Here is a 20,022-nt window from a genome sequence, read left to right on the forward strand (position 1 = left end):
CAAAATTTGATGAACATGCTTGGCGTACAAAGACTATTAAGACAAGATTTTGATGACTATGGCGATTTTGGAGTAGAAGTTTAAAGATTTGTAAGTTGTATTTATTAACCAAATTTGGGGGATTTTTATGAAGAGTTTAAAGTATCTATTACTAGCTTCAATCTTAATACATGGATTTGTTAAAATCGAAGCAAAAACGTTAACATTAACAAATAACGATGATTTAAATAACGCAATTGAGCAGATAACAACTAAAGATAATGATATTACAAAATTAGTTATAAAAGCCTGCAAAATGAACGACACTGATGCAGAAATTTTGGCCGAAGCATTAACAAACCCAAACTGTAACGTTACCCAATTAAATATCAGCCAAAACTTTATACAAGAAGATGGAGCACAAGCCTTAGCGCAAGCATTACCAAAGAGTAAAATTACTAAATTAAATATCAGCACAAATTTTATTAATGATAAAGGAGCTAAAGCATTTGCTAATGCAATAAAAGATCCAAATTGCAAACTTACCAATCTAAACGCTTCTTCCAACAGTATCGGAGATGATGGTGCTCAAGCTTTAGCTAATGCATCAATGAATGAAAATAACAAAATAAGTAATTTAAATTTGAGTAATAATGAAATAACATCAGATGGAGCAAAGGCATTTGCTAACGCATTAAGAGATCCAAATTGCAAACTCATCAGATTGAATCTATCTAACAATATCATTGGTGACAAAGCGATTAACACTTTAAAAGAAGTATTAAAAACTATAAAAGATAGAATAGTACTTTTAAATGTAAAAAACAATTTAACTACACCTGATGAAAGTTCAAAGGATTCTGATATTTAATATAAGATCTTTAACAGACAAATTTAGGCCCTGCAAAGTTGCGGGGTCTTTTTTATTATAAAAAGATAGATCGAAAGTATGCGGCGCCGTACATCCCTTTTTAGGTTTTTTGATTTTCAAGATCTTTCAAAAAATATTTTAAAAATTAAAATAAATTTAAAAATTAAAAATATAAAAAACGTTCTATTGGTTATTTCTTTTTAACTTTATGCGAGTGCGTATTATTGGTTATTGGTTATTACTTATACTAATTAATCTATTTGATATATTTAATCTATTTCTTATTAATATAATTGTTTATTAATTTATTTATCTTACAATACTAACACTATACTAACACTATATGTTATGTGAATACATGTATAACAATATACCCATTTTATGTTTTGTTCTTTTTCTTATTCTTTTTCTTTTATTTTTATAATCCAATATTTTATTATACATCTATAGTTAACCCGAAATTACCCCAATATATACTTCTATATACCTCTATATATTTATATACCCATATTTCTTATATACTTTTATTTCTTATATATATGCTTATATATACTTTTATATATTTTCTTCTTTATATACTTTTTTCTTTTATTTTTTTTTCTTTTTCACGGAGTCGATTACCTCCTGCTACCAATAAAACATCCAGATCAATACTTTAAAACAACACTCTCAAATTTGCCCAAAAACAAGACTTTCGCATCTCTCCAATACCAACCTAGCCCCCTACTCATTCCACCACCCTTCTCATTCAATAAAACCCAACCCCACCCCCATTTCCTTTCTTATAAAAAGAGCAGGATGGTAGAGACGGAGTGCAAAATCGCGTTTTTTCAAAAAACCGAGATTAGCTACGCAAGCACCATACTGCAACAAATGTAGTAGATTATTAAATACACTTTTAATTATACGACACAGATTTAACTATAATTTAAGATTTTTAACGAATTTTTGGGGGTCAAAAATCCCAATTACTCCAAAATCATTAATCATAAAAATAACCTAAGTCTGTTACGCTAAGATTTTATATAAAAACTCTTGACAAATCTACATTGCAAGACTAAGATATTCTTAGTTTTTTATGATTACAAGTTAGGCTAAAACACAAATGAATCATTCATTTGTGAAAAACAACAAAGCATACAAAACTTGTTAAAAATAAAAAAAATATTTTAAAATATTTTGAAATTAAAACTTTAGTTATTTACTATAAAATTTTAATGCGAAGGGATTTAAATGGCAAAAATTATAGGTATAGACTTAGGAACCACAAATTCTGTAGTTTCATTTATGGAAGGCGGCGTAGCCAAAGTTATTCCAAATCAAGAAGGTAATAACACTACTCCTTCTATTGTTGCATACACCAAAGATGGTCAAAGACTGGTCGGATCTGTAGCAAAACGTCAGGCCGTGACAAACCCGGAAAACACAATTTTTTCCGCAAAAAGATATATTGGTAGAAAATTTTCAAATTTAACAAAAGAAGAAATTTCTCTGGCTCCATACAAACTTGTAGCCGGCAAAAATGACGATGTAGTAATAGAAGTACGTGGTGAACAAATAACACCACAAGAAATTTCTGCTGCAGTATTACAAAAATTAAAACAAGCAGCAGAGGATTATATCGGTGAAAAAATAACTGATGCTGTCATTACAGTTCCAGCGTATTTTAACGATGCTCAAAGACAGGCAACAAAAGATGCCGGAACAATTGCAGGCTTAAATGTTAAAAGAATTATTAATGAGCCAACAGCAGCTGCTCTTGCATACGGGATGGACAAAAAGAAAAATGAGACTATAGCTGTATTTGACTTTGGTGGCGGTACATTTGATATTTCCATATTGGAAGTCGGTGATGGTGTTGTAGAGGTAAAATCCACAAATGGCGACACGCTTTTGGGTGGAGACAATATAGATGCAAAATTAATCGACTATCTTGTTCAAGAATTTAAAAAAGAAAATGGAATAGATCTTACAAAAGACAAGATGGCATTGCAAAGACTTAAAGAAGCTGCTGAAAAAGCAAAAATTGAACTTTCAGCCACAACTGAAACAGAAATAAATTTACCATACATTACAGCAGATGCTAGTGGACCTAAACACTTAGTCATGAAATTATCCCGAGCAAAACTTGAAAATATTTGCGATGATATATTCAAGAAGTTATTTATTCCTTGTGAAAAAGCTATCAAAGATGCCGGAATAGAAAAAAATCAAATTGATGAAGTTGTCTTGGTTGGTGGTTCAACACGAATTCCTAAAGTTGTTGAGTTAGTAAAAAACTTCTTTGGCAAAGAACCAAACAAATCTGTAAACCCTGATGAAGTTGTTTCTATTGGTGCCGCAATTCAAGGTGGTGTTCTTGCAGGTGACGTTACAGACGTTTTACTTTTAGACGTTACGCCACTTTCTCTTGGAATTGAAACAATGGGTGGAATTGCAACAAAATTAATAGAACGAAACACAACAATACCTACAAAAAAATCTCAAGTTTTCTCAACAGCAGAAGACAATCAAACTGCTGTTGATATTCACATAGTTCAAGGTGAACGTGAATTTGCAAAAGATAATAAAACATTAGGAAGATTTAGACTCGATGGAATTCCTGCTGCTCCAAGAGGTATTCCACAAGTGGAAGTAACGTTCGATATAGATGCCAACGGCATAGTTCATGTTACAGCAAAAGATAAAGGCACAGGCAAAGAACAACATATTACCATTTCAAATTCTTCAGGTCTTTCTAAAGAAGAAGTTGAAAATTTGGTAAAACAAGCGCAACAACATGAAGCTGAAGATAAAAAACAAAAAGAAGTTGTTGAAAAACGTAATGCTTTAGACAATATGATTATGTCTATAGAAAAAACATTAAAAGATAATAAAGAAAAACTTCCGGCTGATGAAGTCTCAAAAGTTGAAACTGCTTTAGAAGAAGCACGAAAAGTATTTAAAGAATCTGAAAATGATGCTGAAAAATTGCAAAAAGCACATGATGATTTATTAGCCTCTTCACACAAAGTAGCTGAAATTCTTTATAAAGAGGCTCAAAGCAAAACTACACAGGATAATCAAGACAATAATCAAGATAACAGCACAGATAAAGATAAAAACTCCGGAGACACCGGCCCAATAGACGTTGATTCTGAGCAAAAGTAAAACATATTTAATTTTTGTATAATAATAGAAAGCCCGAGAAATTTCTCGGGCTTTCTATTATCTAGTTATTATAAAAATTCATACAGAAACACAATCTATCTTTTTTTGCTCAAAATTTTCAGTATTTCTTTTTTAAGTTCTTCTTTTTCCTTTTTTACTTTCTTATTTTTAAGAAGGCTATATGCAGTTTTTCCTTCTTTATTTTTTTCATTTATTTTTGCACCATTTTTTATTAATAATTCAACTACATTCTTATTTCCTAGATATGCTGCATACATTAATGCCGTCCAACCTTCTTTATTTTTTGCATTGATATCATCAATTTTTTTATCAATTAATAATTGTGCAAAATTTAATTTTCCATAAGTTGCTGCATACATTAAATATGTAGAATCTTTATTAACTGACTTATAAAAATCTTCCTTTGATAGTAATAAGTTAATTAATTCATTTTTTTCAATATTGGCTTCTACTAATTCTATTGCATCTATAAATCCCCATCCTTTATCAAACAACATATCCCATAATTTTAACGAAAAATTTTTAATTACATCAACTTTAATTGCTTCTTTCGCAGTATTTATCACTAATTCAAATTTTTTACCACGTTGAATATATTCTTTCAATTTTACCACCAATATGTCACACAATGATCCAAAAAAAACGTCAGAATTGTTTTCTATTTTTAGTAAAGCGGCTATTGCCTCTTCAAGTGCTTGATTTTTTTCTACCAATGCAGCAAATAAATCAAATGAGACTCTCTTAATATATGCATCTTCATCTTCAATTCCTTTATTCGCCGCATCAATTGCTTTCTTAAAGGCTTGATTTTTTTTTACCAATGCAATAAATAATTGCAATGAATCCATACGAATATATACATCTTCATCTTCAATTCCATTATTTGCCACAACAATTGCTTCCTTAAAGGATTGGCCGTTTTCCACCAATACCGTGAATAATTCAATTGCAGACTCTCGCAAATCTGAATTATTACTTTCAATATATTTATTTGCCGCAGCAATTGCTTGCTTAACCGCTTTATCCTTATCCACTAACATTTCAAATAAATGTAATGCCAAATCTTGCGCCTTTGAGTTATTGCTCTCATCAAATTTATTTGCAGTTTTTATTGCCTTATCAAATAATTTAGATTTTAATTCAACATCTTCAATACATTCAAATAGCATTACCCAAAAATGATGGGCTATAAAATTTTCATTTTCTGAATCGTCTCTTTCAATTTTAATATTTTCAGCAGTTCTTATTGCTTCATCGAATACCCTATCTTTAAACTTAATATTTTCAACCTTTACAACTGTGGTTAAAATACTCTTCCAATAACTTATGCCCTGATAATAATTATTTAATTCAAGGCATTTATTAGCGGCTTTTATTACATTATCAAATTCTTTATTTTTTAATTCAACATCTTCAATATTTCCGATTTTTTCTAAAAGCAAATTCCATAATAAATTTAAGGCAGCCTCTCTAGTTTGCTGATCTTTATAGTCTGTACCGCTTGTTATAAATTCTATCATAGCTTCAAATCCAAAACCCTTTTCAAGCAAAGCACTCCATAATTCAACAGCTTTATTGTGAATCATTATGTCATTGAATTTAATAGATTTTTTTGCAGTCTCAATTGCTTTTTCATTAAAATTATTTTTAAAATTTGAATAATTTTTCTTAACAAATTCTGTAAATTTTTGCACCAAATCAACATCCAAAAAATCTATACTTTCAATAAGATTTTTTACCAAGTCTATTATCAAATTATCGTCACTATTTAAATTTTTTTCTATAAATTTCAACCTATTTACCGGTCTTAAAAAATCAATCGCAAATATAGTATTCAATTTTGCATCTACAACATCTAAGATACCGGTCATCAATACAAAATTATCTCCTTTTATTATTTTATCTAATATTCTCTTATTTAATATTTCAGTTTGTTTATTTTCAATACTAGACTGAGGTATTTCAGCATGCCCACCGCTACTTCCATAATTTACATTTAAAATAAAACGAGATTCTTCTTTTTGCAAAAACCAAGAAAATTCACCGTTTACACTTCCGCTTTTATTATTTATATACAATCCGCAAGCTCTAATTGTATGTTCTAAAAATTTCTCAATAAAACCAGTCTTTAATATTTTTTTTTGATCATAATCAGAAAGGTCCAAATCCAAACATTTATTCAATCCAATTATGAAATTTTCAGCACAAGCTTTTAATTCATAACAAATCAAATCTTCATGATTAACATTATTTCTGTCTACAATTAAATAACTGCGCACATCTTTATCTATTCCAATAGTTATTTTTTTCAATAAATATTTTTCTTGATTGATATAAATTTCAACATTAGTAGCATTATCCAAATTTATTTCGTGATCCTTTGGTAAAATAATAAACCCAATTACATCTTCTTGTGTTTCAGGTTTATTAACACTTAAACCTTCTTTTGCCAAATTTTTATATACAAAATATTCTTTATTTGAAATAACTTCTGCCCAAGAATCATGAATATCTCTATCTTCAACATCTGTTGGCTTTTGTTTTTTATAAAATTCAAATATTTCTTTAAAATCTTTATTCAACTTATTGATATTAAATTCATCATTTCGAAACAATGCTATATTTATTAAATTTCTAAGTGTAGTATCTGCACAATCAGCATATCTAAAATTCCCATATCTAATCTCATATTTATATGTTGATATTTTTGGTAAAGCACCCTTGTACACCGCGCCTATTTGTTTCATCAATAAATACTCTATCGGAATTTGAGATTCAATAATATTATCTGTTTCCAATAAGTAACTTAAATTCGTATAATGCCAATTATCGCTGTCTAAAATTTCAATATCAACCAAATCTTCAATCTTTTTATCCAAACTACTAGCTATTGCATTAAAAAAAATTTTCAAATCATCTTTATTATCCATTTTTCTATATGCAAGAGCTTCAAGAACTAAAATAGTTGTTTTTTCGGGATAAAAATCTAATTTTTTTTTACTCTCTGATTTCCATATTAAATTTTTAATTTTATTTAAATTTTCATTAGCCTCTTTATTTTCTATCACTATATTAATTTTATTAAATTTATCCTCAAATTTTTTCTTACTTTTTATATCCAAATTTAATATAATTCCAATTATTTCCCCAATTGATTTTATATCTAAATATTTTGCCGCCTTTCTATCCAAATTTGTTTCTAAAAACTGCCCCTGATTTTCATGAAAAAACTCTTCAGCTAACTGCCTTATTGGATCATTTTTTGGCAATAATTTATAAAAATTCCAGATTGTATGTGCTTCCCATAATTTTGCCCCAAGCAAAGGTGATGCGATTTTATACTGCTCATCCTTTATGCAATCATAACTTCCAGCCATGTCTTCTGACGAGATAGCAAATAAACTTGGGGTTAAAAGAATCAAAATTAAATAAGTATAAAATTTTACTATTTTTGAAATATTCACAAAAAATCTCCCTTTTTTATTAAATTAAATTAAATTAAATTATTTTTTATATTACTTAAAACCAATATTTTAAAGCAATATTTTATACAAATGCACAATATTTTCACACTGTAATTTAAAAATATTGACAGCAAATACATGTAATATGCTAACTTGAAAATGCTATATATAATTTAAAATAAAAAAGTTTAGGGAGACGTAAAAATGATAAATCTAAGAAATATATATTCTATTCTTCTTGGTCCACCGATTTTAACAATACTAATTTTATCCGGTTGTTTTAAAAATAAAAAAGTTAATTGTAATAATAAAAATACTAAAAAAAGGGAGCTTTTATGCAAAAATGTTGCACAGAAAAAAAATGTAAAAAATGTGGACAGCCTGCATGCAAATGTAAGTGTAAATAGTTACTGACTAAAGTTTACATAAAAAAAGAGTGGATAAAATTTATCCACTCTTTTTTTATTGACGTTATATATTTTAAAATTTTTAAATACCAATATCTTTTAAAAACGCTTCTTGATTTGGCTCACGGCCAAGAAAATCTTTTAGCAAAATATCCGGATCAACACTTCCACCTTTTCCCAAGACCAAATTTATAAGTTTTTGGCCCATTTCAGGGTTCAAAAGACCTGATTTTTTAATGTTTTCAAACATATCAAGTGCAAAAACCTTGGACCACATATAACCATAATATTTTGCAGAATAACCCATTAAATGTCCGAATGATGCCTGCATATGAGTTTCAGGCTCAAAACGAACATTTTTCATATATTTTTCGTAAAGATCTTTATTTATTTTATCAATATTTTTATTCTGGCCACTCTTAAAACTTTCAAGAGAAAGTAATGATAATACAACCTGTCTTGTAACAAAATAGCCTAAATTTAGTTTTTTTAACTCAAGTTTTTTATCTATCAATTCATCCGGCAATGATTGACCGGTTTTATAATGTGAACTTACAAATTTAAGCATCTCTTTATCCCACATCCATTCTTCAAACATTTGAGATGGCAATTCTACAAAATCTTTTTTTACATTTGTTCCTGAAAAAGTTGTCAATTCAGTCTGCCCAAGTAACCCATGCATAGCATGACCAAACTCATGAAAAAATGTTTCAACGTCATTATGTTTTAAAAGAGCAGGCTTCTCTTTTGTGGCTTTTGGAAAATTGGCAATGACCATTATTACAGATGGTACTTCATGATCTTTATATTTTGTAGTCGTGATTATATCTATCATGCAAGCGTGTGAATATTTATTTTCTCTTGGATAAAGGTCCAAAAATAAATACCCCTTTAAATTTTTGCCATCTTTATCATAAATTTTTGCAACAACCACATCTTTATGCCATAAATCATTAACAGCAACCAATTCAAATTTTAAAGATAAAAATTTTTGATAAATTTCAAAAATTTTATTAATTGTATTTTCTACAGGAAAATATTCAGATATAACTCTTTCATCAATATCAAAATATTTTTTCTTATATGCCTCTACGACAAAAGAATAATCCCATGGGCTCATCTTACCATTTGCATCTAAAACAACACCTTCAGGCAAATCTTTTAAAAATAATTCAAATTCTTTATCCATTTTAATTATAGTCTTATCTGCAAGTTCCGTTAAAAATTTTTCAGCTCGTTCGGGATTTTTTGCCATCTGCGAATCTATATCCAATGCAGCAAAACTTTCAAATCCCAATAATTTTGCAAGTTCATCTCGTTTGTTTATAACCAAATTTAGATTTTCGATATTTTTAGGATAAGCTCTATTTTGAAATAAAAAATACAACTTTTTTCTTGTATTTGAATTTGTACAATTTTTTATTATTTCAAAATATGTAGGATAATCACATTTTAAAATATATTTTCCATTTTCAGTTTTACTTAGCGCATTTATAAAATCAGGCGTCATACCGGATAGCTCAAACTCTTCAACTTCTATAAAACTATTATCTGCATTAACATTTTTATCAAATTCAGATCTAAATTCAGAAATCTCTTTTTTCAATTCTTTTACTTGCAAAAATTTATCTGGCTGTAGATCAAAACCACTTCGCTTATAATCTTTCATCGATTCTTCTAAAAAATATTTCTCTTGCGCATTTAAATTTTCTTTTATCGAAATATCCTCTACATAAGCTTTAAATGAATTATAAATATCTTTATTAAAAAAAGTTTCAATACTAAATTTTTCAAGTTCTATTGAAATATCATGACATGCCTGTCTAATTTGGTCATCCGGACAAACAAACTCATAAGTTTGTAACGCATTAATTCCGGCTCCAAAACTAGCCTCCAATATATCAAGAGCTCTAGCAGTATTATCAAATGTTCTATCTTCCGGTTTTATATTTAAAAAATCTTTTATACCGGTTACAGAAAACTCTTTTAAATATTCAGATCTGGCTTTAATATCTGCTACCGATTTTGGAAACAAATTTACAACATCGTTTATATTTTTAAATTTTCCGGAAATAATTTCTTTATAATCTTGCATATTTATAACATCTTTCGAGCTGTTCAAAAAAGAACATCCTGATAAAGTTAAAACTAACCCCAAAATACAACTTTTCTTAAACTTAATCACTTTAAACTCCTTTTAAATAAAAAAAGACCGATAATAAATATCGGTCTTTAGTATAATTGAAATTTATAAAACTAAAAATCCATATAATCCGTTTGATTGACATCCATCGCAGAAATATTTCCTAATTCCGGATCAAATACAATTTGTGAATCATCAAGTTGCGATTTATCTTTTTCATCAAGATTTTCAAATTTTCGAACAATTAAATCAAATGGCAAACCTATATCATCAAAAAATGGCTCTAGATATGGCTTTATTTTATCCACAAATTGATTCCAATTATTTCTGATGCCCTCAATTCGTCTTAAAAAACCCATGATTTTATTTTGAGTTTCACTTAAAATTGTGTTGTATTCCGGCAAAGATTTTGTAAAAATTTGGCGTGCTAAAATCTTTTCTTTTAAACTTATTGCATTAACAATTTTTAGATCTAAATTTTTTCCAATATCCGTTTTTAAAAATTTTTCTCTGGCAATATAATAATCGATTGACGTCTTTAAACCTATTGCTGAAACAATTTTTGTTATTGTTTTAGTATCATTAGATTTTATAAGATCCTGTTTTTCCAATTCAGGCTTTAGTTCAATTTCAAATTTATAATTCACAATATCCTGAAAATTAATCCATTCTTTATTTAAATAATTTTTCAAATTTGTTTTATTTTTACCAATTTTAATTCCCGAAATAAGTTGTAGGAAAAAACTATTTTCTTTTAAAAATGATTCTATGCCGGTAAAATCTTTTATTAAAGCCAGCCTGTACATGATAAAAAACAATTCAGTTGTAAACTGATTTGCCAAAATTAATTTATTTTTTTGATCCTTAAAAAGTAAAATTAACTTAATTAGAAATTCATTTTTTGCACTTATGTTCATAAATGAATCAAATTTTAATTTAACAAGCGTACTTTCTATGGCATCATTTAACCATTCAGGTACATCAACCATTTTTATTTTTGTATTAAAACCAGAAAACGCCTTTGTTAAATCACCATGTCCGGCATATCCAAAATCAAAAATTAATTCACAAGCATCTTTTTGTTGTAATTTTAAAAAATTTGAACTTAAATAACCGGCATCATCAAAGCTTAAATTAAGTTTGAAATTATTAAAATTTGATAACAAAATTTTTACATTATCAAGGGCCATTTTAGCTTTATCAATTTCATTCTTTAGAATCTGCGTAACATCAGGAATTTTGGCATATTCTTCTTTCACTGCATCAACAACAGGCACAAATTGCGCATTACATATAATTGAAAAAATATTTAAAACAAATATTAAATTTTTTATAAATTTGTTCATGAATATACTCTAGAAAATTGGCCACAGTAAAAAAAGTTACTTATGGCCAATTTATATTTAAAATTTAGATTAAAAATCCATGACTCCAAAAGAACTATTTAAATCAAAATCAGAAGAATTCAACCCCGCAGCACCCTCTTCCATGAAAAATGAAGGTGATGCTCCGGATTTTTTAACATCTTCTTCTATGGTTGCTTTAGGAAATGGCAAACCTACTGCTTTATAAAGATTGTCAAGTGAATCCAATATGGCTTTAGATTTTTCAACACGTCTTAAAAAAATATTTAAGTCCGCAAGAAATGCAGAATATGGTGTTTTCTTTTCTAATCCTATTTGTATTTCAATGCCTCTTGCAACATCAAAAATATATTCACCCCTAGTTTTAAGCGTCGCTCCTTTTGCTTTAGAATACTCAGCTTTGGCTTTTTCAAATTCAGGAGTATTCAGTGGTGTACCAATCATTTTCATTTGAGCTTGTTGTTCATTCCATATTGCACCTTGGCCTTTAGATTTCCATTCTTTTTTAACAGGATCCCAGACTCCAGGTTTACCAACTCTTTTTGCAGATGCATCTGGTCCAATATTTACATCTTTGCCATCAATTTTTACCGTTATATCACTCTTGAGAGTATTTGCTTGAGCTGCTGAAATTTTTACATCTTTATAGAATCTATAAAGCATTCTGAGTAACTCTATACTTGCATCTTTTTCCGTCAGCATTGAAAGATCAAAAAGATATCCGGGCTCGCCAATATGTTTGTAATTCAACAAATATTTTATTTTTGAATTATAATAAGATAATAATTCAAGTAACGATAATTTTTTAACTTCATTAAGCGCTATATCTTTTACGGATACTCCTAATTTTGACATATCCGAATTTATAAATGCTTTCATTTTTGCAAATGAAACAAGCACAGATTTTTTCCAATTATTCAAATCCGAAGATAATCCTGTTTTATTAAGTTTCTCTGTAAAAGCATCTATTATTGAATCTAACCTTGCCGAAGTGTCAGTTTTAAATTTTGCATTTGGTAATTTTTGTACCATTGTAAAAATTAAAAAAGATGTTTTATATAAATCAGTAAAAGTCATATTTGTTTTTTCAAAAAGTGATTTGATATTTTCGATAAAATAATATGCTTTTGAGTCAACAGTTCCTCTTTTATATGTTTCAGACATTGTAGTTAAATAAGGTGTGATTCCGTCTTTTAACGAATAATAATCATCCAATGGAACATCTAAAGCCAAATTTCCTATAATAGGACGTATAAAAGATGGCATTAGATTATTCAAAACAGCCGGATCGGAATAAGTTGCAAATTTTTTCCATTCATTAAATGGTTTTAAGGTGTAAACAGATTTTCCACTTTTTAATTTTTTTTCTGTTTTATTTTCTTTAAATTTACTGCTTGTATCAAAATCTACCGTATTCAAAAATTTACTAAAAAATAATGGCATCATTTGTCCTAATTCTTTTCTTTGATTAGGCAAATATGTCTTTAACAATAACGCTAATTTTATACATGCAACATAAACCGGTTTTAAATATCCAACACCGTTTTCTACATAAACCAATTTTTCAAACGGCTTAAAAACACTTTCTAGTGCTTTTCTTACCGATTCAAAAAAAGGCTTAAAAGCATCGGCTTCAGCCAAATCTTTTTCCATATCTCCTTTTAAACCGACACCAAGAATAACATTAAATAATCTAATTTTACCTAGATTAGTTTTTCCAAAAGAGGCTGTTTTAACATAATCAACAATTTTATTAAGAGCCGGAACATTTAATTCTTCTATCATTGGAGATGAAAAACTAATCCCCATTGGGTCAAATCCTTTTTCAACAAATTCAAGCCCTGCAGGGAGCTCAACTAACAACTCTATCTGACCTCTGCCTCCTGGAATAGGTATTGATAAACTTATTTTATTACTATTGATATCTAAACTTTCCAAATGCGCCTTTATAGTTTCAGTAACATTTGAAAGTGCAGATTTTATATCAGTCAAATCGGATGCTTGAACTGTTGTTTGCGCAGAATCAACACCCTCAGGGGCAACATCCTCGGCAAAAGTCTTACCTAAGATCATGCCAATTAAAAAAAGTATTAAAAAAAATCGATTCATTTTAAGCATAATTTTCTCTTATATTTTATTTTGAAAAAAATTTACAATTAAGAACCATTTCACAAATACAATATAAACCGGATAATGCAACCAATGCATAAACAACCATATTTAAATATGGTATTGGAATATATTTAAATACAAATTCAACTAAATTAAAACGCAAGAAAGCAACCAAACCCCAATTAATCGCACCCAACGATGCCAAAAAAAGCGTAGTGTAATTTAATATTTTCATAATAAAATCTCCTTCCCTTAAAAACTAAAATATTAACTGTATTGGATTAAAACAATAATTAATTTTGTTTGTAAAGAATTTTGATAAATTTAATTTTTAATCATTTCCATTATATTTTTCTTAAGACTGGAAATATCAAAAGATTCCATTGACAACAAGCTTAGTGCAGCCGAATCAAAATAAAGAGTTTCATTTTTTATTTGAAGCGATTTGGGCCTGCAAAATAAAATTACCGGAAATTTAATATTATTTTCGTCAAAAGAGATATTGTTAGCATTTATAAATAATTTAATTAATCCAAACAAATCTTTATTTTTTGATTCATCTATTGATAAAAAAGTTATTTTATCAGCAAAAAAATCTGCCAATTCATGATAATTTTTTTTAAAATTATTTTTTTGGGAATATATGTAAAAAATAAGAGGCAAATCTTTTTGAATTGTAAAATATAAAAACTCAGGAACAGTTCTTAGATAAAAAACATTGGAAATAGTTCCGTCTTCTTTTTTTTCTTTTAAAAGTTGAATCTTTTGAGGTTGATTTACGGCTAAAGAATTTGATGAAGCATCAAATAAATTAGATACAAACAAATCATGTTCAGGCGGCTGATATGAGTCTATTTTAAATATAAAAAAAACAAATAAGAATATTATGCATTTCGATACAATACGAACTTTCATCCCTAAGCCCCCCTATCCCAAAAGCTTCCCCAAAAGTTTCTAGTCTATTTTAATAAAAACAAAATAGTTTTTACAAGAATTTATAAATTTTTCAAAATTTGCATCAACCGCTTGGCGCTTTCATGTTCCGGAAAAAGATATAAAACTGTATTTATTTCATTTTTCGCTGCCTTAATATCGGACAAATTATGGTACACAAGGGCAAGATAATAATGAGCATCTATATAATTTGGAGATAATTGAATCGCTTTTAAAAGTTTATTTTTTGCCAATTCATAATCATTTTTAAAAACGTAAACTTTACTTTGATTAAAAAGAGCAACTTCAGGCGTAAGATAATCTTTATTATTTATTAAATTTTGCCATATATTAAATGCATAATCAATTTTATCGTTGTCATGATTAAGAATACCAACTTGGGCAAGTAAGCAAGCTTTATTATTAAAAATTTCGCATTTTAATTTTTCATCTTTAGTTTTTTGTAAAGCAATATCAAACAAAGAATCTCCAAGTTCATCATAACCAAGCTCAAATAAAAGCGTTGCTTTAAATGCTAAATATTCAGTCTTTTGATCTATTTTTAGAGCTTCATCGATATAGTCAATCGCTTTTTTATACGCATATTCTTTGCCATTTTTTGTATCTTGAACTTCTTCAATAGCCATTTTGTAATAATTTTGTGCAAGTTTTTTATTTTCTTGTTTACCACAGCCAACTATAAAAATTAATAAAAACAATACAAAAAAAGCATTAAGATGAAAATTAAATCTTTTTATGTTCAAGAAAATTCTCCTTTGATATAATTTATAATCATTAAAAATTTTAGTATAATTTTGTTTTAGTTTTAAGGGAATTTTTTAAGTGGAAAATATTTGGCAAAACTTTTTAAAAAACATAAAAGAAGAAGTCGGAAGCCAAACGGTCGAAACTTGGTTTAAGGCTGTATCCCTTGAAAAATTAAGCCATGAAACGAACACTGTTTATTTAAATGCGCCAAATCAGTTTGTTAAAAATTGGCTAAAAGAACATTATTTAAATTTAATAACAAATAATCTTCAATCACTTTTAAAATTAAATAATTTAACGGTTGAATTTATAAGTCCCGAAGTAAAACAAATTAACAAAAAAAATATTATACCGGCATCGGTTATTCAAACAATAGAAACTCAAGCAACTGTAAATAAAAATCAAGATAGTAATATTGAAAATAATTCTAATAATTCAATAGAAAAGCTGGAGCCAAAATTAAATTTACCAACAAAAGAAAATAATCTATTAAAAAAAACAAACAATTTAAATCCAAACTACAATTTTGATACTTTTATTGTTGGACCAAACAATTCTTTAGCTCATGCCGCAGGTTATGCAATATGTCAAAATTTGGGAAAAGTATACAATCCATTATTTATATATGGTGGAACAGGCCTTGGCAAAACACATTTATTACACGCAATAGGAAATGAAGTTAAAAATAAAGATAATTCAAAAATAATTTTGTACCAAACAACGGATAAATTTACAAACGAATTTATAAGTGCGATCAGATTGGATAAAATTGCAATATTCAGGCAAAAATATCAAAAAATAGATCTTTTATTACTCGATGACATTCAATTTTTATCAAATAAAGAGCAAACTCAAGAAATGTTTTTTCACATATTTAATTTATTATATGAAGAAAAAAAACAAATAATTTTATCAAGCGATACTTTTCCAAAAGAAATAAAAGGTCTTCAGGCAAGATTAAAATCAAGACTCGAATGGGGACTTGTTGTCGACATACAAATGCCCGACCTTGAAACAAAAATAGCAATATTACAAAAAAAGGCTGAACAAAATGGAATAATTTTAACGGAGGATGTTGTAAATTTTATTGCATCGAAAGTAACCTCAAATATACGAGAACTTGAAGGATGTCTAATTCGAGTAAGTGCTTTTAGTACATTAACAAATAAACCAATTTCCTTAGATCTTGCAAAAAGAGTTTTACTTCATTTAAACGATAATAATAAAAAAGAAGGAATAATGCTTGAACGAGTTTTACATGTAACTGCATCTTACTATTCAATGTCCATAAACGATTTAAGATCACAAAAAAGACAAAAGAATATAGCGTTAATCCGACAAGTTACTTTTTATATGATGAAAAAATTAACATTTTGTTCACTAAAAACAATTGGCGAATTTGTAGGGCAAAGAGATCATTCTACCGTATTGCACGCAATAACAAAAGTTGAACAAATGATAGAACAAGATAGAGATTTTGCAAAAAAATTAAATAATATAGAACAAAAAATATTAACTTCATAAATTAAAGGAGAATATGTGAAGCGAGTAAATATTTTTAATATCACATTATCAATAATTTTTACACTACTTATTTCAAGCTGTCTTAAAGATGGCCCACAGAATAACAAAAATTTAAGTAATTCAAATCACGGGAAAAATGGCTATAAAGAATTAGACTTTTTAGTTGAAAATTTAACAGGTAAAACAATTTATGTTACATGCTTTTCTTACATAAAAAGACATGACTTTAATCGTTGGCGATGGGATAAATCACAAATTTACAAATTAAACGATAAAGAAAAAGCTGTAATCGATATTGATACCATAGAAGATCAAGAGACAAGAGAACATGTTTATGCATCACTGGCGATATTTGATAATGAAAAAGACGCCCAAGAAAGTACGTTTGAGTTATTGGATGAAAATAACAGGCTTGATCTCGATAAAATTTACAAATTAAAAAATAAAGTGGTAAAATTAGGTGTGGAAAAATATGGATTTAAAAAAGACATACTGATAAACACTGTAGCGAATATAGAAAATAATAATACAATAGCTCAAAATGAATTGGATTTTTTAGTTAGAAACAATACGGGAAAAAATGTTTATATTTGTTGCTTTGTATATCAAAAAAAAGAAGATGATCCCGTTTGGAGATATGATAAAACAGATATAAAACTACTTGAAAGAGATCAAACGATGCTTGTAGATATTGACACAATAGACAATGAAGAGAACAGAAATTTATCAAAAGGATATCTCGCAATTTTCAACGAAGAAGATAAAGAAACAGCTGAAAAGTCTACGTTTGAACTTTTACCTGTAAACAATAAAATAACATTAGGATATTTACACCAACTTAAAAATAAAACTGTCGAATTGGAAATAGAAAGATATGGTATTTTAGATGATTTTTTTGAATACTCTATTAAATAATAATTAACATATGGAAAATAAAATTTATCACAAATCAGTATTGGTAAACGAGGTTTTACAATATCTAAATCCGCAACCAAATAAAATTTATATAGATGCAACATTTGGCGGAGGCGGACATACAAATGCAATATTGGAAAAAGAACCAAATTGTAAAGTTATTGCCTTAGACTGGGATAAAAACGCAATAAATAAAAATTTTCCAAAATTAAAAGAAAAATTTGGAGACAGAATAAGCGTGCTTTGGGGAAACTTTGCCAATATTAAAAAACTTTTAGAAACAGAAAAAATAGTACATGTTGATGGAATCTTGGCAGATTTTGGAACGTCACAACATCAAATAGAATTTAGTGCAGGATTTTCATTTCAAAAAGACACCCCACTTGATATGCGGATGTCTCAAGCTCATCATTATTTTAAAGCCAGCGATATTGTAAATAGGTTTCGAGAAAAAGAACTCGCCGATATAATTTTCAAATACGGTGAAGAACGATATGCAAGAAGAATTGCAAAAGCGATAGTTGAACAAAGAAAAATAACAAAATTTGCAACCACAGGACAATTGGCAAAATTAATAGAATCGGTAGTTCCAAGACAAAAAACTTACACAAGAAAATTTTACACTCATCCGGCAACAAAGACATTTCAAGCATTAAGAATATTTGTAAACAAAGAACTTGAAAATATAGAAATATTTTTAAAAGATTCTTTAAATATTCTAAATATAAATGGTAATATGGTTTGCATAAGCTTTCATTCACTTGAAGATAGAATCGTAAAAAATTTCTTTAGAGAAAATAAAAATTATCTTGAAATTCTTACAAAAAAACCAATCATTGCAACAGACGAAGAAAGACAAAAAAATCCATCCAGTAGATCCGCAAAATTACGTGCTGTAAAAAAAAATATTTTTTAGAATGGAACAGTTGACAAATTCAATTGCTTGTTTTAGAGTTACATCGTTTAGTTCAGCGTATTAGTAATTTTACGATCGAGGAAACGCAATGAAAATTACCGAGGTAAAAGTATACTTGGCAAACGAAGGCAAACTTAAAGGTTATGCAACTATGGTTATTGATGGTTGTTTTATTGTAAGAGACATGAAAATTATTAAAAGCGACAACAAAGGATATTTTGTTTCAATGCCATCACGACGCAAAAAAGACGGTACATTTAAAGATATAGTACATCCATTGGATGCAGAAACAAGAAAAACAATTGAAGAAACAATTGTAGCTGAATATAAAAAAGCAATAGAAGAAGCTTGATATATTTGGATTTTTGATTTAATTTATTAGTGAAATTCATCGTTGGGGCGTAGCCAAGTGGTACGGCAGCGGGTTTTGGATCCGCCATGCGAAGGTTCGAATCCTTCCGCCCCAACCATCTTTTATTCAATCTCATTTTATCTTAAATTTAGAGACAATTTCGTGAAAATATCAAAAGATTTCGAATCTAATTTTTTTGAGACACAAGAAAGTTTTATTCACCCCACGGCCATTGTCGGCAATAATGTAAAATTTGGTAATAATGTAAAAATCGGCCCCAATTGTGTTTTAGTTGGAAATATTTTTATTGATGATGGCACAATAATTTATCCAAATGTAACTATTGGAATGCCGGCACAAAATCTGGATACCGTAAAAAGTTTAGGTTCAATTCAAATTGGGAAAAATTGCCGCATAAGAGAATTTGCAAGTATTGGCGCTTCAAAAATAGAAAATGGGCAAACCATAATAGGTAATAATTGCTATATCATGTCATACAGTCATATTGCACACGATGTAATTCTTGAAGACAATGTTGTCATGATTAATAATGTAAATCTTGGCGGACACGTACATGTTGAAAAAAATGCTTTTCTAATGGCAAACAGTGCCGCGCACCAGTTTTGTCGAATTGGTCAATATACATCACTTGCTCCCTATAGTGCAATTAGGCAAGATCTGCCACCATTTGGCATGTTTTCAGGACTTCCGGCAAAATATTTTGGGTTAAATTTGGTTGCACTTAAACGCAATGGTTTTTCAAAAGAATCCATAAATAATATAAAACATGTTGCAAAGCTCTTTTTTCAAGATAAATTATTACTTGAAAATATAGAAATTTTGGCCAAAAATGAGCCGGTTTGGGGTTTAGATATCAATGTACAAAATTTTTTAAATTTCATAAAAAATAGTTCTCGCGGTGTATCCAAAAAATGCGCTACCGATATTGAGGGGTAAAATGGTAAAAATTGGAATAATTGGCCTTGGGCATATGGGAAATTATCATGCATCGGCGTGCACCTTGGCCCAAAATATTAAATTAGTGGCTGTTGCAGATCCAAATGAAGAAAATTTTAAGAAAATAAAAACAGATCATATTATAA

16 protein-coding genes and 1 tRNA gene are annotated in these 20,022 nt (G+C 28.4%); 10 read left to right on the forward strand and 7 right to left on the reverse strand.

What is annotated here, in order from left to right; all coding sequences use genetic code 11:
• The first annotated feature begins 127 nt into the window (after positions 1 to 127).
• Both KKE07_04290 and dnaK read left to right on the forward strand, forming a co-directional pair.
• On the forward strand, positions 128 to 850 hold the full coding sequence (locus tag KKE07_04290) for a hypothetical protein (GenBank protein ID MBU4270062.1): 723 nt from the start codon (positions 128 to 130) through the stop codon (positions 848 to 850).
• Positions 851 to 2,083: 1,233 nt separating this feature from the next.
• Positions 2,084 to 4,000, forward strand: a complete 1,917-nt coding sequence (gene dnaK, locus KKE07_04295; protein MBU4270063.1) for a molecular chaperone DnaK — start codon at positions 2,084 to 2,086, stop codon at positions 3,998 to 4,000.
• 95 nt (positions 4,001 to 4,095) lie between these two features.
• Here dnaK and KKE07_04300 read toward each other — a convergent pair whose 3' ends face one another.
• A complete protein-coding gene (locus tag KKE07_04300) occupies positions 4,096 to 7,485 on the reverse strand; it encodes an ankyrin repeat domain-containing protein (protein MBU4270064.1) in 3,390 nt (1,129 codons plus the stop codon).
• Positions 7,486 to 7,689: 204 nt separating this feature from the next.
• On the opposite strand from KKE07_04300, the gene KKE07_04305 reads away from it, so the two are divergent.
• Complete coding sequence (locus KKE07_04305; protein ID MBU4270065.1) at positions 7,690 to 7,899, forward strand: hypothetical protein; 210 nt, start codon at positions 7,690 to 7,692, stop codon at positions 7,897 to 7,899.
• A gap of 75 nt (positions 7,900 to 7,974) precedes the next feature.
• Here KKE07_04305 and KKE07_04310 read toward each other — a convergent pair whose 3' ends face one another.
• The 6 genes from KKE07_04310 to KKE07_04335 form a co-directional block, all read right to left on the reverse strand.
• Entirely contained in the window at positions 7,975 to 10,077 is a 2,103-nt protein-coding gene (locus tag KKE07_04310; GenBank protein ID MBU4270066.1) for a Zn-dependent oligopeptidase, read from the reverse strand.
• A 71-nt stretch (positions 10,078 to 10,148) separates the two neighbouring features.
• Positions 10,149 to 11,381, reverse strand: a complete 1,233-nt coding sequence (locus KKE07_04315; protein MBU4270067.1) for a hypothetical protein — start codon at positions 11,379 to 11,381, stop codon at positions 10,149 to 10,151.
• A 69-nt stretch (positions 11,382 to 11,450) separates the two neighbouring features.
• On the reverse strand, positions 11,451 to 13,517 hold the full coding sequence (locus KKE07_04320; GenBank protein MBU4270068.1) for a hypothetical protein: 2,067 nt from the start codon (positions 13,515 to 13,517) through the stop codon (positions 11,451 to 11,453).
• Positions 13,518 to 13,533: 16 nt separating this feature from the next.
• Positions 13,534 to 13,746 (reverse strand): DUF378 domain-containing protein, encoded by a 213-nt coding sequence (locus KKE07_04325; GenBank protein ID MBU4270069.1) that lies wholly within the window; start codon positions 13,744 to 13,746, stop codon positions 13,534 to 13,536.
• A gap of 89 nt (positions 13,747 to 13,835) precedes the next feature.
• On the reverse strand, positions 13,836 to 14,426 hold the full coding sequence (locus KKE07_04330) for a hypothetical protein (GenBank protein ID MBU4270070.1): 591 nt from the start codon (positions 14,424 to 14,426) through the stop codon (positions 13,836 to 13,838).
• Positions 14,427 to 14,506: 80 nt separating this feature from the next.
• Positions 14,507 to 15,208 (reverse strand): tetratricopeptide repeat protein, encoded by a 702-nt coding sequence (locus KKE07_04335; protein MBU4270071.1) that lies wholly within the window; start codon positions 15,206 to 15,208, stop codon positions 14,507 to 14,509.
• Positions 15,209 to 15,287: 79 nt separating this feature from the next.
• Here KKE07_04335 and dnaA point away from each other — a divergent pair, with 79 nt between their 5' ends.
• From dnaA to KKE07_04370, 7 genes are all read left to right on the forward strand, one after another.
• On the forward strand, positions 15,288 to 16,736 hold the full coding sequence (gene dnaA, locus KKE07_04340; GenBank protein MBU4270072.1) for a chromosomal replication initiator protein DnaA: 1,449 nt from the start codon (positions 15,288 to 15,290) through the stop codon (positions 16,734 to 16,736).
• Between the two features lie 15 nt (positions 16,737 to 16,751).
• Positions 16,752 to 17,651, forward strand: a complete 900-nt coding sequence (locus KKE07_04345; GenBank protein MBU4270073.1) for a hypothetical protein — start codon at positions 16,752 to 16,754, stop codon at positions 17,649 to 17,651.
• 10 nt (positions 17,652 to 17,661) lie between these two features.
• Entirely contained in the window at positions 17,662 to 18,567 is a 906-nt protein-coding gene (rsmH, locus tag KKE07_04350; protein MBU4270074.1) for a 16S rRNA (cytosine(1402)-N(4))-methyltransferase RsmH, read from the forward strand.
• Between the two features lie 88 nt (positions 18,568 to 18,655).
• Positions 18,656 to 18,919 carry a SpoVG family protein gene (locus KKE07_04355; GenBank protein ID MBU4270075.1) on the forward strand — a complete coding sequence of 88 codons (264 nt, stop codon included), beginning with the start codon at positions 18,656 to 18,658 and terminating at the stop codon, positions 18,917 to 18,919.
• 43 nt (positions 18,920 to 18,962) lie between these two features.
• Positions 18,963 to 19,037 (forward strand) — tRNA-Gln (locus KKE07_04360).
• Between the two features lie 44 nt (positions 19,038 to 19,081).
• The gene (gene lpxA, locus KKE07_04365; GenBank protein ID MBU4270076.1) at positions 19,082 to 19,876 is read left to right on the forward strand and encodes an acyl-ACP--UDP-N-acetylglucosamine O-acyltransferase; all 795 of its coding nucleotides are present in this window, start codon (positions 19,082 to 19,084) and stop codon (positions 19,874 to 19,876) included.
• Position 19,877: 1 nt separating this feature from the next.
• The coding region (locus KKE07_04370; protein MBU4270077.1) for a Gfo/Idh/MocA family oxidoreductase at positions 19,878 to 20,022 on the forward strand (145 nt) is incomplete at its 3' end.

It is taken from the genome of Candidatus Dependentiae bacterium (assembly GCA_018897535.1).
Taxonomy (GTDB): domain Bacteria; phylum Babelota; class Babeliae; order Babelales; family UASB340; genus UASB340.

Coding starts and splice junctions, on each gene's coding strand:
- KKE07_04290 (MBU4270062.1), top strand. CDS start 128: ATGAAGAGTTTAAAGTATCTATTACTAGCTTCAATCTTAATACATGGA.
- dnaK (MBU4270063.1), top strand. CDS start 2,084: ATGGCAAAAATTATAGGTATAGACTTAGGAACCACAAATTCTGTAGTT.
- KKE07_04305 (MBU4270065.1), top strand. CDS start 7,690: ATGATAAATCTAAGAAATATATATTCTATTCTTCTTGGTCCACCGATT.
- KKE07_04315 (MBU4270067.1), bottom strand. CDS start 11,381: ATGAACAAATTTATAAAAAATTTAATATTTGTTTTAAATATTTTTTCA.
- KKE07_04320 (MBU4270068.1), bottom strand. CDS start 13,517: ATGCTTAAAATGAATCGATTTTTTTTAATACTTTTTTTAATTGGCATG.
- KKE07_04325 (MBU4270069.1), bottom strand. CDS start 13,746: ATGAAAATATTAAATTACACTACGCTTTTTTTGGCATCGTTGGGTGCG.
- KKE07_04330 (MBU4270070.1), bottom strand. CDS start 14,426: ATGAAAGTTCGTATTGTATCGAAATGCATAATATTCTTATTTGTTTTT.
- rsmH (MBU4270074.1), top strand. CDS start 17,662: ATGGAAAATAAAATTTATCACAAATCAGTATTGGTAAACGAGGTTTTA.
- KKE07_04355 (MBU4270075.1), top strand. CDS start 18,656: ATGAAAATTACCGAGGTAAAAGTATACTTGGCAAACGAAGGCAAACTT.